Annotated in this window: 14 protein-coding genes; all 14 read left to right on the forward strand. The window is 47.7% G+C overall.

Annotation, left to right across the window (positions count from 1 at the left end; translation table 11 throughout):
- Position 1 precedes the first annotated feature (1 nt).
- The 14 genes from dxs (at position 2) to FWJ59_RS01245 (ending at position 14,680) form a co-directional block, all read left to right on the forward strand.
- Complete coding sequence (dxs, locus tag FWJ59_RS01180) at positions 2-1,885, forward strand: 1-deoxy-D-xylulose-5-phosphate synthase (RefSeq protein WP_414480171.1); 1,884 nt, start codon at positions 2-4, stop codon at positions 1,883-1,885.
- Entirely contained in the window at positions 1,872-2,696 is an 825-nt protein-coding gene (locus FWJ59_RS01185; protein ID WP_414480157.1) for a TlyA family RNA methyltransferase, read from the forward strand. Before dxs ends, FWJ59_RS01185 begins: the two co-directional genes overlap by 14 nt.
- An 11-nt stretch (positions 2,697-2,707) precedes the next feature.
- The gene (locus FWJ59_RS01190) at positions 2,708-3,595 is read left to right on the forward strand and encodes an NAD(+)/NADH kinase (RefSeq protein WP_414480158.1); all 888 of its coding nucleotides are present in this window, start codon (positions 2,708-2,710) and stop codon (positions 3,593-3,595) included.
- Entirely contained in the window at positions 3,592-4,050 is a 459-nt protein-coding gene (locus FWJ59_RS01195) for an arginine repressor (RefSeq protein ID WP_414480159.1), read from the forward strand. The genes FWJ59_RS01190 and FWJ59_RS01195 overlap by 4 nt, the downstream gene beginning before the upstream one ends.
- Before the next feature lie 44 nt (positions 4,051-4,094).
- Positions 4,095-5,846: a DNA repair protein RecN gene (recN, locus tag FWJ59_RS01200; RefSeq protein ID WP_414480160.1), complete on the forward strand. Its 1,752-nt coding sequence runs from the start codon at positions 4,095-4,097 to the stop codon at positions 5,844-5,846.
- A 129-nt stretch (positions 5,847-5,975) separates the two neighbouring features.
- Complete coding sequence (spoIVB, locus tag FWJ59_RS01205) at positions 5,976-7,274, forward strand: SpoIVB peptidase (protein ID WP_414480161.1); 1,299 nt, start codon at positions 5,976-5,978, stop codon at positions 7,272-7,274.
- A gap of 157 nt (positions 7,275-7,431) precedes the next feature.
- Positions 7,432-8,271, forward strand: coding sequence for a sporulation transcription factor Spo0A (gene spo0A, locus FWJ59_RS01210; RefSeq protein WP_414480162.1), 840 nt, complete (start codon positions 7,432-7,434; stop codon positions 8,269-8,271).
- Positions 8,272-8,412: 141 nt separating this feature from the next.
- Positions 8,413-9,531 (forward strand): putative cytokinetic ring protein SteA, encoded by a 1,119-nt coding sequence (steA, locus tag FWJ59_RS01215; RefSeq protein ID WP_414480163.1) that lies wholly within the window; start codon positions 8,413-8,415, stop codon positions 9,529-9,531.
- A gap of 13 nt (positions 9,532-9,544) precedes the next feature.
- Entirely contained in the window at positions 9,545-10,381 is an 837-nt protein-coding gene (locus FWJ59_RS01220) for a copper transporter (RefSeq protein ID WP_414480164.1), read from the forward strand.
- A 39-nt stretch (positions 10,382-10,420) separates the two neighbouring features.
- Positions 10,421-11,128: a glycosyltransferase family 2 protein gene (locus FWJ59_RS01225; RefSeq protein WP_414480165.1), complete on the forward strand. Its 708-nt coding sequence runs from the start codon at positions 10,421-10,423 to the stop codon at positions 11,126-11,128.
- Positions 11,115-11,960 (forward strand): hypothetical protein, encoded by an 846-nt coding sequence (locus FWJ59_RS01230; protein WP_414480166.1) that lies wholly within the window; start codon positions 11,115-11,117, stop codon positions 11,958-11,960. The genes FWJ59_RS01225 and FWJ59_RS01230 overlap by 14 nt, the downstream gene beginning before the upstream one ends.
- Positions 11,932-13,062, forward strand: a complete 1,131-nt coding sequence (locus FWJ59_RS01235) for a DUF3866 family protein (protein WP_414480167.1) — start codon at positions 11,932-11,934, stop codon at positions 13,060-13,062. The genes FWJ59_RS01230 and FWJ59_RS01235 overlap by 29 nt, the downstream gene beginning before the upstream one ends.
- A gap of 69 nt (positions 13,063-13,131) precedes the next feature.
- Positions 13,132-13,821: a stage II sporulation protein M gene (gene spoIIM, locus FWJ59_RS01240; protein WP_414480168.1), complete on the forward strand. Its 690-nt coding sequence runs from the start codon at positions 13,132-13,134 to the stop codon at positions 13,819-13,821.
- 46 nt (positions 13,822-13,867) lie between these two features.
- Entirely contained in the window at positions 13,868-14,680 is an 813-nt protein-coding gene (locus tag FWJ59_RS01245) for a purine-nucleoside phosphorylase (RefSeq protein ID WP_414480169.1), read from the forward strand.
- Positions 14,681-14,791: the final 111 nt, after the last annotated feature.

The following is a 14,791-nucleotide window of genomic DNA, read 5'->3' on the forward strand; positions in this document are numbered from 1 at the left end:
GCTGCTAGAATGCATTGACTCGCCTAAGGATTTGAAGCGTTTAAATATAGGAGAACTAAAGCAGCTGGCCGAAGAGATAAGGCGATTTCTGCTGGATAAAGTGTCCAAGACGGGAGGGCACTTGGCTTCAAATCTCGGTGTGGTGGAGCTGACCATTGCACTTCACTACGTATTTAATAGCCCGTTTGATAAGATCATCTGGGACGTGGGACACCAGGCATATGTGCACAAGATACTAACGGGGCGAAGAGATCAGTTCGATTCATTGCGCCAGTTTGGGGGATTAAGCGGTTTTCCAAAGCGCAAGGAAAGCGTGCACGATGTGTTTGATACGGGGCATAGCAGCACCTCTATTTCGGCTGCGCTGGGCATGGCCCGTGCCAGGGATTTAAAGAATGAAAAGTACAGCGTAATAGCGGTGATCGGCGATGGTGCCCTAACCGGAGGTATGGCTTTTGAGGCCTTAAACGATGCTGGCCATTCCAAGACCAACCTCATAGTTATATTAAACGACAACGAGATGTCCATATCCGAAAACGTAGGCGCTTTGGCTGCTTACCTATCAAGGGTCAGATCAAATCCCAGATATACCAGGGTTAAAAAGGGGATAAATTCGCTGCTACGTAAAATCCCGCGGATGGGTCAATATTTTGCCAATTTAATTGAAAAGTTCAAAAACAGCTTTAAATATCTCTTGATTTCGGGAATGTTCTTCGAGCAGATGGGTTTTACCTATATAGGGCCTATTGACGGCCATAACCTGGCAGCTCTAATTGACGTGTTGAAGAGAGCTACCATGGTGGAAGGGCCTGTACTCATCCATGTGGTCACCGAGAAAGGGAGGGGCTATGGTTTTGCCGAAAAAAATCCCGAGCTGTTTCATGGGGTTCCTCCCTTTGACGTGCACAGCGGCGAGATAAGCGTAAAAGGCGAGGTTACCTTTTCCCATGCTTTTGGTCAACACTTGGTGGAGATGGCCCAGCAGGATCCAAGGATTGTAGCCATTACGGCGGCCATGCCTGAAGGTACCGGCCTGATTGAGTTTAAAAAGCGATTTCCCAATCGCTTTTTTGATGTAGGCATCGCAGAACAGCATGCCGTCACGATGGCTGCGGGGCTGGCGGCTAACGGTTTTAGGCCATATGTGGCTATTTACTCTACATTTTTGCAACGGGCCTACGACCAGATACTCCACGATGTGTGTCTTCAAAATCTTCCAGTGGTGCTGGCAGTCGATAGGGCCGGCATAGTAGGCGAGGATGGTGAAACCCATCACGGGGTGTTCGATATAAGCTACCTGCGACATATACCCAACATCACCGTGATGGCTCCCAAGAATATAGCCGAGCTTAAGGAGATGCTGGATTATTCCTTGACCATGGAAGGACCGGTAGCCATTCGTTATCCCAAAGGCAACACTGGGATAGATGATGCGTCTCCTGTAAAGCCGCTGGAAGGCTTGAAGTGGGAAACCATGGTTAATGGGAGCGATTGTTGCATATTTAGCTTTGGCAGGATGTTAAAGGTGGCCTTGGAAGTTGCCAGCATCCTCAGAAGGGATGGCATAAGCACTTGTGTGGTAAATGCAAGGATTATCAAGCCGCTGGATGAACAGCTGCTTATGGATATTTCAAATTGCATAGTCAGATGGATTACCCTGGAGGATACCGCCCTTCAGGGAGGTTTCGGGAGCAGCATAAACGAGTTTGTTGCTGCCCATCAACTACCAGTGTGTGTGATGAATTTGGGAGTAAATGATAGCTTTGTCCCCCACGGTTCGGTGGAGCGCTTGCTCAACGAGCTGGGACTTGATTCACACAGCGTAGCATTTAAAATAAAGAAATTTTTGAGCGGATATAGAAAGAGGGCTTATGTCAACTTCTAAAGAGCGATTGGACGTGCTGTTGGTCAGAAGAAATTTAATAGAGAGCCGCGAGAAGGCAAAGGCCGCTATAATGGCGGGGCTTGTATACGTAGGCAATAAAAAGGTGGATAAGCCTGGCACCTTGGTGAGGATCGATGAAGAGGTTACCATAAAAGGAGATCCAATCCCTTATGTCAGCCGTGGTGGCCTGAAGCTGGAAAAGGCTCTTCAAGTTTTTAGAGTATCCGTTGAGGGGAAGGTATTCATGGACGTGGGTGCCTCAACGGGAGGTTTTACCCATTGCCTTCTTTTGAACGGGGCCAAAAAGGTGTATGCAATAGATGTGGGATATGGGCAGCTGGCCTGGCAGTTGAGGCAGGACCAGCGGGTGGTGGTAATGGAGCGAACCAACATCCGGTACGTTACTGCAGACATGTTCGACGAGCCAATTCAGGGAGCCACGATAGATGTGTCGTTTATATCTTTAAAGCTCGTACTTCCTGTAGTGAAGGAGATAGTCCAGGAGGATAGCAATATCATAGCCCTCATCAAGCCGCAGTTTGAGGCGGGAAGGCAAAAGGTGGGCAAAAAGGGAATAGTGAGAGATCCCCGTGTTCATACAGAAGTTCTTTTAGGATTTATAGATACGTGCCAGGAGCTTGGCCTTACGCTATACGACATTACCTATTCCCCTATTACCGGTCCGGAGGGTAACATCGAGTTTTTAGCTCATCTGCATAAAGCTACTGCCTCTCCGTTCATATATGTGACGGCACAAAAGGTGGAAAAGGTAGTTGAAGAAGCCCATAAGGAGCTGTTGCATGGCCAGTGAGGAGGTGCTGTGTGAAAAACATCGGTATTGTGCCCAATTTTTCCAAAGACCCGGATGGGGTTCAGACCAGTGCTATTGTAAGGGAAATACAGCGAAAAGGAATGCAGCCCCTTGTCTTACCTGAAGTTTTCCGGATTATAAATGTTGGAAAGGCTGTCGAAGAAGAAAGCTTTTACAGCCTTTCGGATTTCATATTTGTGCTGGGTGGAGATGGTACATTGCTGAGAGCAGCCAGGCAGGCTTGCAAGTATGGCCTGCCTGTTTTGGGTATAAATATGGGGAGGCTGGGATTTCTCACCGAAATAGAGGTTTCGGACATAGGGCTGGCACTGGATTCCATTCTAAAAGGTAACTATTACATTGAACGCCGCATGATGCTCAAGGCAAAGCTGGTGTGCCAGGGTATGGAAATACGCGAGCTGGTGGCTTTAAACGATATAGCCATTGCCAAAGCCTCCTTTGCTCGGATCATTCACCTAAAGGTGTACATCAATGACGAGTTTGTGGGGTACTACCCCGCAGATGGGGTTTTGGTATCCAGCCCTACCGGTTCCACAGCCTATTCCCTGTCTGCAGGTGGCCCTATAATCAATCCTGAGATGGAATGCCTGCTGCTTACGCCCATATGCCCTCATGCTTTGAATGCAAGAGCCATCGTCACCGATAGTAAGGATGAGATCCGCATTGAAGTGGCCGATAAAAGCCGCGATGTCCTGCTAACGGTGGACGGACAGGAGGGGGTGCCGGTACATAAAGGGGATAACATAGTTATAACTAAAGCAGAGGTTGAGACCAGGCTTGTACGTATACGTCGGCGCAGCTTTTTTAACCTATTGAGAGATAAGATGGCAGAACGGCTGTCGGATTTACCAGAGGCAGGAGGGGGGATAGAGGGATGAAGTTGCAGCGCCATGCCAAAATACTGGAACTTATACAGCAAAAGGACATTGAGACGCAGGAGGAGCTGGCTGAGGAGCTTAGAAACCACGGCTTTGACGTTACTCAAGCTACCGTATCCCGGGATATAAAGGAATTACGGCTCATAAAAGTTCTTACTCCTGCGGGGACTTATAAGTATGCCACCATGAGCAAGATGGATTCCCAAAACTGGGAAAAGATGATACGCGTCTTTGTGGAGTCGGTTACCTCCATAGACTACGCTTCCAATTTGATCGTGGTCAAAACCCTTTCGGGCAACGCGCAGGCTGCAGCGGCGACTATAGATGCGCTTAACTGGCCCGAAATTTTGGGGTGCGTAGCTGGGGATGATACCATTCTGGTTGTGGTAAGGGATGCCTCTAAAGCAAAGGACGTAGTGGAACGCTTTAAAAAGTTGAGCCGCTATACCAGTTGAGGGAGATTTATGTCGTTTTTGATGACAGGTATGGGGGTGCCTTCATGCTTAGCCACTTGTCCATACAAAACGTGGCTCTCATCGATAACCTGGTAATCGAATTCTGCGAGGGATTCAACGTTCTCACCGGTGAGACGGGTGCCGGGAAGTCCATCATAGTCGATGCCATAGGTTTAATGTTGGGCGAAAGGGCTGACAGGGACCTCATTCAGACAGGAAAGGACCACGCCCAGGTAGAGGGTTTGTTTTGTTTAAAACATCCCGAAAAAGTAGCGCCCGTCCTGGAGCGGTACGGTATTCCGATGGAAGATGACGGTACCTTGGTGCTGATGCGCCAGCTTTCCCGCAGCGGCCGAAACGTATGCCGCGTAAATGGCCAGATGGTAACCCTTTCTATTTTGAAGGAGATAGGGCAGTACCTGGTGGATATACATGGACAGCATCAGCATCAGTCACTATTAAATCCCGATTACCATATCGAAATTTTGGACCGCCTGGGCGGAGATGCCGTAGCTGTGCTCAAACAGCGGGTAGGGTATCTGTATTCCCAGTGGAGAGCTATAAGGCGTGAGATTGAGGAACTCATAAAGCTCGAAAGAGATGGAGAACGCATGAAGGACCTTCTAAACTACCAGATAAACGAGATTGCAGCGGCCAACCTCAAAACGGGAGAGGATACCGAGCTACTGAATGAACGCTCTTTGTTGCAGAATGCCGAAAAGATCATGGGCGTAGTTCACCATGCCTATGATGCCTTGTATTCGGGCAGTGTTACAGGGACGTCGGTAATTGATCAGCTGGCTATCATAAGAGATCGTTTTGCTCAAATAGCCCAGTATAACGAAGACTTTGCGCGTATAGCTCAGGATATGGAAAACATATATTACCAATTAGAGGACGTCATAGACAGGATAAGGAATTACAGGGACGGCTTTGATTATGACCCTGGCAGGCTGGATGAGATTGAGGCTCGCCTGGCGTTGATAAATTCCTTGAAAAGAAAATATGGTTCTACTATCGAAGAGATCTTGGAGCTTAAAGAAAAGCTAGAACAGCAGCTGCTTACCATTGAAAGCGGCCAGGAAAAGCTAGAAGAGTTGAAGCTGCAGGAGCACCAGGTTTTTTCCAATCTAATAGAAGTTTGCCTTCAGCTTTCCCGTAAAAGAAGGGAAGTGGCCAAGGCCTTTGAAGGGCAGCTGGTATCCCAGCTTAAGGAATTGGGGATGGAGAGGACCAGGTTCGCAGTAGATATATCGAGTCCCGATGTAAGCAGTACCGAGGAAGATTGGCTTAAAACGTCGGTTTTAAGCCGCATTACCCCTCAGGGGTTTGACAGCGTCGAATTTTTGATATCGCCCAATCCCGGGGAGCCCCTTAAGCCGCTGGCCAAAATCATATCGGGCGGGGAAATGTCCAGGGTAATGCTGGCATTCAAGACGGTACTGGCTGAAAAGGACGATATACCCACTCTGATCTTTGATGAGATAGATACGGGGATAAGCGGGCGGATAGGCAGCGTGGTGGCTGAAAAGATAAACGGGCTATCGCGCTCCCATCAGGTGATATGCATAACCCACCTGCCTCAGATTGCCGTCATGGCGGATAAACACTACAGGATCGAGAAGAAAGTCTACGATGGGCGCACTGTGACGCAGGTTCACCTGTTGGATGACCAAGAACGCCAGATGGAAATAGCCAAGTTAATAGGAGGAGCGGAAGTCAGCCACATAGGGCTGAAACACGCTCAGGAGCTGATTGACACAGCGCGCAAGGTCAAAGGGGCGATAAGCGGGTAAAAAGGGCCAATGGCCCTTTTTTTTTGTCTTTTTTTGTTCTTTCATGTTTTGAATAATTCGCATTTTTTGAGGTTAACTTAAGTTTATGAATCTTAATTTAAGCAAATAGGACAGGAGTATGTGGCAACTATGGAGAGATATAGAACTAGGAAACTGGTAGGAATATTTTTGGCATTGATATTTTTGTTCATAAACTATTCTCCATGGATCCAAAACTTTAAGAATATACCCTCAGAGCTTCTAATTTTTGAAGGCGATGCTCACATTCTCAACATCGGATTACCGCTTACGGTAAAAATTGAGGCTGACAACGTCAATGTGCTAAAGTTCAACGGTAATTCTTTGAAGGATCAGCCTAATTATAACATGGCGCGACCTTTGACCATACAGACGGTAAATGAAGGCAGCGCTGAGCTTATATTCAAGCTCTTTGGCATCATCCCTATCAAACAGATGAAGGTAAAGGTGCAGCCGGTTAAGAAGATATTTCCCGGCGGCAATTCCATTGGCGTTTCCATGTATACTCAGGGAGCACTGGTGGTTGGCATATCCGAGGTCATAGATCCCGAAGGTTTTATCCATTATCCTGCCAGCGAAGCTGGTTTGAGGCCTGGGGATGTGATAGAAAAGGTTAACGGCATTGAGGTGGAAAATGCAGACCACCTTTCTAAGTTGGTCAACCAGGTCAAGGAAAAGGGACTTGAGCTGGAAGTAAGAAGGGGCAATACCATATTTAAGACAAATATAGTGCCGGTTAAAGATATGCACGATTCTAAATACAGGCTGGGCATCTGGGTACGGGACAGCACTGCCGGGGTTGGTACCCTTACATTTTACGATCCTGATACCGGACTTTTTGGCGCTTTGGGTCACGCTATTACAGATATCGACACCGGCGTTTTGCTGTCGGTAAAAAATGGCGAAATAGTGCAATCCACCATAATAGATGTAAAACAGGGCAAGCGCGGTGAACCAGGAGAACTGAGGGGCGTATTTTCGAGCAAGCAAAAAGCCATAGGCAATATACTGCGCAATACCCCGTACGGAATATACGGCAAGGTGTATGGCCCTTTATCTGATCTTTATTATGATGAGCCTTTGCCCATATGCTCCCAGTACGATGTGAAGGTTGGCAAAGCAAGCATACTGACTACAGTGGATGAAGAGGGAGTAAAGGAGTTTGAAATTCGCATAGTCAAGGTAAATGTTCAACAGCATCCCAGCTCCAAGGGAATGGTGATAGAGATTACGGATCCGGAACTGCTGGCGCGGACGGGAGGAATTGTACAGGGAATGAGTGGTAGCCCAATTATTCAAGATGGCAAGATTGTGGGGGCCATTACCCATGTATTTGTCAACGATCCTAAGAGGGGATACGGCATATTCATAGAATGGATGCTGGAGGAGTGCCAGAAAATCATCGATTAATGTAAAGGTTTGGAGTTTCCTGTTGAAGGTTGATTTGGCAAAAAAAGTAGTAAACCGACAATTGTTTTTTGATGTACGGGCAGGAATTTTTTTGCAGGTGTCGAATAGAAATTTAAGAGTAAGAGGGTCGGAGTTTGTATACGGGGGGTATTTTGAAATGAAAAATAGTATAAAGGTGCTATTAGCAGATGATAACAGGGAATTCTGCGATATTCTCACCAAATATTTGGAAAAGCAGGATGATATAGAAGTGGTTGGAGTAGCCAGCGATGGAATGGAAGTTCTAGAGATGATTCCCAAGTTAAAGCCTGATGTAATCATCCTTGATATCATAATGCCTCATCTCGATGGTCTGGGGGTTTTGGAACGGTTGAATGAGTTGGGATTAGAGCAACTGCCTAAAATTATCGTATTTTCGGCGGTGGGACAGGATAAGATTACACAGCGGGCCGTTGCGTTGGGGGCCGATTACTACATGGTTAAACCCTTTGATATGGAAGTGTTTACAAAAAGGATCCGCGAAGTGGTGTGGGGCCTCTCGCCCGAGATGGGAGCGCCTGTATTTTCCGTCGACCAGTCACCCCAGAGTTTTCAGGCTTCCATCCTTCCATTGAACAGGCGCACCAATGAGAGAAGGTCTTCAGTTGAGGCCGATGTCACCAACATCATTCACGAGATAGGGGTGCCGGCTCATATTAAAGGCTATCATTATTTGAGGGAAGCCATACTGTTGGTGATGAACAATATGGACCTTCTAGGAGGAATTACTAAAGAGCTTTATCCCATGATTGCCAAAAAATTTAATACCACCCCCAGCAGAGTGGAAAGGGCAATACGCCATGCTATCGAGGTGGCTTGGAATAGAGGTCGCATAGAGACCATAAACAAGATATTCGGGTATACAGTGCATGATGAAAAGGGCAAGCCCACCAACGGAGAGTTCATCGCCATGATAGCTGACCGGCTGAGGTTGCAGTTAAAATCTTCGGTTTACTGATTTGATAAAACGGCATTAAATGGATGGCAGCGATCTTTCGCTGCCTTATTTTTTTTGTGCACGTATATTTAATGTGGTAATGTAAACCATATATGTATGGATATTGATTTTTGAATGGTATCAGCTGAGGGTGTTTAGCTTATGATAAAAGGTCGGGCAAAAAAGGATAAACGTACCAAAAACCTCATTGGCCGGCTTATGCCAGGGGATATAGCGGTGATATACCATCAGGACCTGGATGAGGTAGCAGCCCTACATCTGGTAGAAAAAAGGGTGAAGGCCGTCATTAATGGGGCTTTATCCATAAGCGGGCGGTATCCAAACCAGGGACCTAAAGTACTTTTAGAGGCAGGTATACCCATTATCGACAACATCGGCAAGGAAGCTTTTGAGTATATTCAGGATGAGGATTATTTAGAAATAGACGATAAGGGGCTGTGGGTGAACCGCAGGTATTTGTGCAACGTCAAGTTTCTGGCTAAGGATGAAGTGGAAGGGAAGATGAAGGAAGCCAGCGAAAACATATGGGAAGTACTCCGCGAATTTATCGATAACACTTTGGATTATGCTGAAAGGGAAAAGGATATGGTGATCGGCCCCGTAAAGGTGCCCCCCCTCAAGGTCAAGATGGAGAATCGACATGTGCTCATAGTGGCAAGGGGTAGGAACTATATTGAGGATTTAAAGGCTATACGCGCGTATATAGATGAGGTACGTCCCGTGATGATCGGGGTGGATGGGGGAGGAGACGCATTGCTGGAGTTCGGCTACAAACCCGACATAATAGTAGGCGATATGGACAGCGTCAGCGATCGCTGTTTGAAAAGCTGTGGGGAAATAGTGGTACATGCCTATCCCGATGGGCGTTGCCCCGGCATGGAACGAATACGAGCGTTGGGGCTTGAAGCGGTTACCTTTCCATTTCCGGGCACCAGCGAGGACGTGGCTATGATACTGGCGTATGAGAATAAAGCGGAGCTCATAGTCATGGTGGGCAGCCATAATAGTATGGTGGACTTCCTTGAAAAAGGAAGAAAGGGAATGGCCAGTACTCTTTTAGTGAGGATGAAGGTGGGATACAAAGTTGTTGATGCCAAAGGCGTCAGTGAGCTATATAAAAACCGCATACAGCCCGGTTATATAGTTGCCATATTTGCAGCGGCCATGTTTCCCATCTTGCTCATAACGCGCATGTCGCCGCAAATTCAAGATTTATACCAGCTGATAGCGCTTCGTATAAAGCTATTATTCGGTCTGTAGTAGGTGGAGGACCATGTTGCATCTTAAATATTACGTCATCCTGCTCATCGGAATATTTCTTGCGCTTGGACTGGGGATTTTGATCGGCATAACGCTTGAAAACAATAACGTGTTGGAAAATCAGCAGGAGCTCATCATCCGCCAAATAGAAAGCGAATTTGAATCTTTAAGAAATGAGGCTGCTATGCTAAAAAAAAGCCTGGCTGTCCTAGAAGAACAGAAAGCTCAGGCTGAATCTACATCTGAATACCTGTTTTCCCGGCTTATAGAGGATAGATTGCAGGGCCTTAAGGTTTCGATTATAAGCTTCGGTCAGGACACCATCTCCCCTGATTTGATACAGCTTTTGAGGTCGGCAGGAGCAACGGTGGGCTCCAATATAACCGTCAGGGCCGATTTATATGCAAGGCAGGATTTGGGCACGGCGCTGGTAACTTTTTTACAAAATGATGGCGATGATATGGGGAGGAATGACCTCCACAGCATAGTTGCCGATGCGCTGGTCTCAAGCCTCATAGAGGGGACCTTTACGCCGCTATCCCTTCGATTGAAGGAGATGCGCCTGATTCAAGCTTCCGGTGATATCGAGCAAAGCTGTGATGTGATCATCTTAAGTAGCAACGGAAAGGACGCACAGGCACAGTTCTCGGAAGAAAATGGTCTTGATGTTGTGCTCATTCAGACGGCCCTCAACATGGGGTTGCCCGTTGTGGCGGTGGAGCCATCCTCAGTGGAGAAGAGCGCCGTTTCGGAGTACGAAGAACTGGGGGTTTCGACAGTCAGGGATGTGGATACCCTTTACGGCAAGCTGGCACTGATATCGATATTGGAGGCCAACAGGCCCGAGTAGTATAGTGGGGCATCTTGCCATGTGAAGGAGGCATATCAGATGGACTGCTCAGGTGTAGGAGTGGTCATCCCAGCATATAACGAGGAGCAGCGCATTGGTAGCACTATAAGGGCAATAAAAAGCCTCGACCTAGTTCGTGAGATTGTGGTGGTGGACGACGGGTCCACCGACAATACCGCTCAGGTCGCTATGAGGGAAGGCGCAAGCCTTATAAAGCTGGCGCGGAACCATGGTAAGGGCTATGCCCTGTGTCAGGGCTTGAAAGCCATATCTAGCCCCATTGTGCTCATATTGGATGCCGACCTGGGGGACAGCGCCGTTGAGGCGGCAAAGCTGATACAGCCCATCATGGAAGGAAGGGCCGATGTAACCATTGCGCGATTTCCTAGCCTGCCCGGCAGGCACGGCTTTGGATTGGTCAAGGGCCTATCCAGAATGGGGATACGGCTTTTGACTGGGAAGGATTTCGATGCCGTGCTTTCGGGCCAGCGCGCTTTTAGGAGAGAACTCATAAATCCTCAATTTTTCAAATACAAAAGGTTCGGCGTAGAATTTGGTATGACGGTGGATTTGCTCAACCACGGCTTTAGGATATGCCAGGTGGATGTTGAGATGGACCATCGCGTTACGGGCTTTGATCTTGCAGGGGTGTTGCACAGGGCAAGGCAGTTTAGGGATATACTCGTTGTTTTGATGGCCAAGCTGTGGGAAAAGGTGGGAGCGAAAAAGGCTTATGGGATTGATTGATCAAATGGTATCGCTGGCGCTGTCCTGTTTTGCTGCAAGGCTTTTTATGCCCAGCATCTTTAAAATGCTTAAAGGTGGAGGGATGATGGTAAGGAATTATAGGGGGCAGCCTGTCACCACATCCATGGGGTTGAGCTTTATCTTTCCATGCCTTTGGGGCATCATTCCGTTTATGTTCGCGGGAATTGAGCCGGAACATGTGGCTTTTTTAGCAGTTGTCACATCGCTGGCCTTGGTGGGCTTCATAGACGATGCGGTGGGAGATACCGCTATAAAGGGTATAAAGGGCCATATTGGGGAACTCATCAGGGGCAGGATATCTACGGGGGTAGTCAAGCTCGTGATGTCGGCCTTGTTGGGGCTATTTATAACAGCCTATTACCATAAAAGGCTAATAGCGTGGGGAATTTATGCCCTGTTATTTTCGCTGCTAGTAAATTTTATAAATCTTATGGATTTAAGGCCTGGACGGGCAATAAAAGCCTTTCTTCTGGTGGCTATCGCCCTTGTGATTTTGGGAGGTTTCTCGAATGTATGGATGCTGATCCCCGTTATGGCCGCATTGCCCTTCTATATGAAGGGCGAGATGGAGGAGAAATACATGCTGGGGGATGCCGGGGCAAACCTTTTGGGCGGGATAGCCGGGCTTTATGCCGTCAAATCCATAACGCTGGTGACCGCAGCTATAATGTTGGTGCTGCTGCTGTCAATTCATGCCATAGCTGAGTACTGCTCTTTATCGAAATTCATAGAGTCTATTCCCGCACTGCGGTTTATCGATCAATTGTGGAGGGTAAAGGCGGATGAGGATACCGGTATGGATAGAGCTTAAAAGAGGTGTTGTAAAGGAGATAGTAGAGAGCGATGAGAGGGGTACAATGGTCGTCAGGCTGGACATCCATCACCCCCATAAGCTGGCAGTGGTGTATGCGCCGTTGACGGGATGGGTTGAGGTAGGCGATGAAGTGCTGGTCAACACCACCGCATGCAGCCTTGGTTTGGGCACAGGGGGCTATCACTTCGTGGTGTGCAACCTCAACATGAGGGATAGAGCTTTTGTCAGCAAAGGTCACGGCATGAAGCTGAAATACACTCCCCTTCAAATGCAGATTCTCCTGTCCGAGGAGGAAGAAAGTCCGCACCATGCCCACTATAACCAGCCCATTGATTTCCGGGGAAAGCTGGTGTACGTTGGAGAGCTGCACAGCATGCTGGCCCCCTTATGCGCCTATCTGAAATACTTTTCTGAGGGCAAAGTATCCATTGCGTATATAATGACCGACCATGGCGCGTTGCCCATAAGCTTCAGCCGAATTGTCGGCCTGCTCAAAAGGAAAGGCTTGCTGGATGTTACCGTTACCTCGGGCAATGCCTTTGGTGGGGACTATGAGTGCGTAAACATATATACCGCTTTGAAGGCTGCTCTTAACGTCGCCAACTGCGATGTGGCCATTGTGGCTATGGGGCCGGGCATACTGGGGACCGGTACCACCTTTGGGTTTAGCGGTCTAGAGCTGGGACTATATGTCAACCTGGTGGCAGCCTTGGGGGGAAACGTATTGTACATACCGCGGCTGGGATTTGGCGATGCCAGGGAGCGCCACATAGGGATAAGCCACCATTCCATTACGGTGCTAAAGCACATCATCCATCATCCCATCCCTCTCGTGCTGCCTTTAATGGATAAATCAAAGCTAAGGAGGGTTATAAAGCAGCTTGAAGATAGCCGTCTGCTGGCCAAGTACAGAGCCGTCTTTTTAAGCGGCAGCGATATAAGGAAAGCTTTAAAGCATTATGGCCTTGCTCCCACCACCATGGGCAGGGGTATCGATGAGGAGCCCTATTTTTTTTATGCTTTAGGAGCGGCAGCACGCTATGGCTTGACCCAGGTGCTCCAAATACGATGCTGTGATATCAAAAAGGTCGGGTTATAAATTCTCCTCAAGGCTCATAGTTATCAAGTAGGACAAATATTCACAAAAGTCCTCGGGGGGATAGCTTAATTGAACTCATCTAAGATAAAAACCCATATAATGCTCCACATAAGGAAGAATATAGTCCTTTACCTGCTTATAATATTTGCCTTCATCACTGGGGTGGCTGCCGGGGGATTCACGGTCGGTTCCATCAGCCCTGAGCAGAGGATGTATCTGGCCGATTACCTGCAGGGATATTCGTATATCATTGGCAATCAGCCCCATGTGGATAGAACCATTATATTCATAAAGGCTTTGCTACAGAACCTTCAGACCGCTTTTTTTATCTGGTTGTTTGGACTGACTTATTTGAGCATTCCCCTGGTGCCGTTAACGGTGGGGATCAGAGGTTTTTTCCTTGGCTTTACCGTTGCTTTTTTGATTGACTACTATGCCCTGAACGGACTTTTTATGGTGCTTGTGTGCATCTTACCGCAATCGTTTATTTATATACCTTGCCTTGTGGTTATGGGCGTATTGGCTGTGCAATTTGGAATAGAGAGGTTCAAGATAAGAAAGCTGCCCCACCTAAAGCAAATGAGGATGCGGAGAATAGCTCCTTACACTTTCAAATTTGTGCTTATCATCATGGCTTTTTTTATAAGCAGCGTGTTTGAGGCTTTTGTGGTGCCCTTGGTCTTCAAATTTTTGTTTGCAAATATGTTTAAAATGAAGGAGTTCATAGCCTTTTTATCGAAACAAATAAAGTGGGTTTGAAGCAGCCGATAGCAGCGGTATGGAGTTAAATAGGCGATGGTGAGAGGTGAGATGCGTGTACAAAAATGCTGCTGAATTCGTTCAAAGAAAGGTCAAAATACAGCCTGAGGTGGGATTGATACTGGGGTCGGGCCTGGGAGATGTGGTGGAGGCCATAGAGGACCCCATCTTCATTGATTATAAGGATATACCCGGTTTTCCTAAGACCACCGTGCCGGGCCACAAAGGCCGATTTGTGGTCGGCCGATGCCAGGGTAAAAAGATAATAGCTGCTCAAGGGAGGTTTCATTATTACGAGGGCTATGATATGGAACAGGTGGTTTTGCCCGTTCGCACCATGAAGGTCATAGGTATACAGATCCTCATCGTTACCAATTCGGCAGGGGGAATAAATCCTGACTTTTCGCCCGGCGATCTGATGGTCATAAAAGACCACATAAACGTATCGGGCGTCAACCCATTGAGGGGAAGGAATAGGGACGACCTTGGTCCCCGATTCCCCGATATGACCTATGCTTATGACCCCAATTTAAGGCGCCTTATTATGGATACTGCAAAGGAGATGGGGCTTAAAGTCAGGGAAGGGGTTTATGCCATGATGCCAGGCCCTAGCTATGAGACGCCGGCTGAGATACACATGCTGCGGGTGCTGGGTGCAGATGCGGTTGGCATGTCCACTGTACCTGAGGTTATAGCCGCTGTCCATGCTGGCCTAAAGGTGGTGGGCATCTCGTGCATCACCAACATGGCTGCAGGGATATTGGACAAGCCTTTAACCCATGAAGAGGTCATGGAAACAGCCGAACGGGCGGCCAAGGATTTTGCCAGGCTCTTGCTGGGCTTTATTACAAAAATATGACGATGGCGACCGTTAATGCAACTGTTTGGCAAAAACAGGTATAAGTCAACCTGACGGCGCTTTTTGATGTGCATAACCCTTCTATTCGATGGAAAACCTAATCCTAGATGA

It is taken from the genome of Caldicoprobacter sp., from assembly GCF_047459465.1.
Classification (GTDB): domain Bacteria; phylum Bacillota; class Clostridia; order Caldicoprobacterales; family Caldicoprobacteraceae; genus Caldicoprobacter.

What these genes read in the sequence shown, in the direction of transcription:
- steA (WP_414480163.1), top strand. Translation starts at nt 8,413, where the DNA reads ATGATAAAAGGTCGGGCAAAAAAGGATAAACGTACCAAAAACCTCATT.
- FWJ59_RS01195 (WP_414480159.1), top strand. Translation starts at nt 3,592, where the DNA reads ATGAAGTTGCAGCGCCATGCCAAAATACTGGAACTTATACAGCAAAAG.
- FWJ59_RS01230 (WP_414480166.1), top strand. Translation starts at nt 11,115, where the DNA reads ATGGGATTGATTGATCAAATGGTATCGCTGGCGCTGTCCTGTTTTGCT.
- recN (WP_414480160.1), top strand. Translation starts at nt 4,095, where the DNA reads ATGCTTAGCCACTTGTCCATACAAAACGTGGCTCTCATCGATAACCTG.
- FWJ59_RS01220 (WP_414480164.1), top strand. Translation starts at nt 9,545, where the DNA reads ATGTTGCATCTTAAATATTACGTCATCCTGCTCATCGGAATATTTCTT.
- spoIVB (WP_414480161.1), top strand. Translation starts at nt 5,976, where the DNA reads ATGGAGAGATATAGAACTAGGAAACTGGTAGGAATATTTTTGGCATTG.
- FWJ59_RS01225 (WP_414480165.1), top strand. Translation starts at nt 10,421, where the DNA reads ATGGACTGCTCAGGTGTAGGAGTGGTCATCCCAGCATATAACGAGGAG.
- spo0A (WP_414480162.1), top strand. Translation starts at nt 7,432, where the DNA reads ATGAAAAATAGTATAAAGGTGCTATTAGCAGATGATAACAGGGAATTC.
- FWJ59_RS01235 (WP_414480167.1), top strand. Translation starts at nt 11,932, where the DNA reads ATGAGGATACCGGTATGGATAGAGCTTAAAAGAGGTGTTGTAAAGGAG.
- FWJ59_RS01185 (WP_414480157.1), top strand. Translation starts at nt 1,872, where the DNA reads ATGTCAACTTCTAAAGAGCGATTGGACGTGCTGTTGGTCAGAAGAAAT.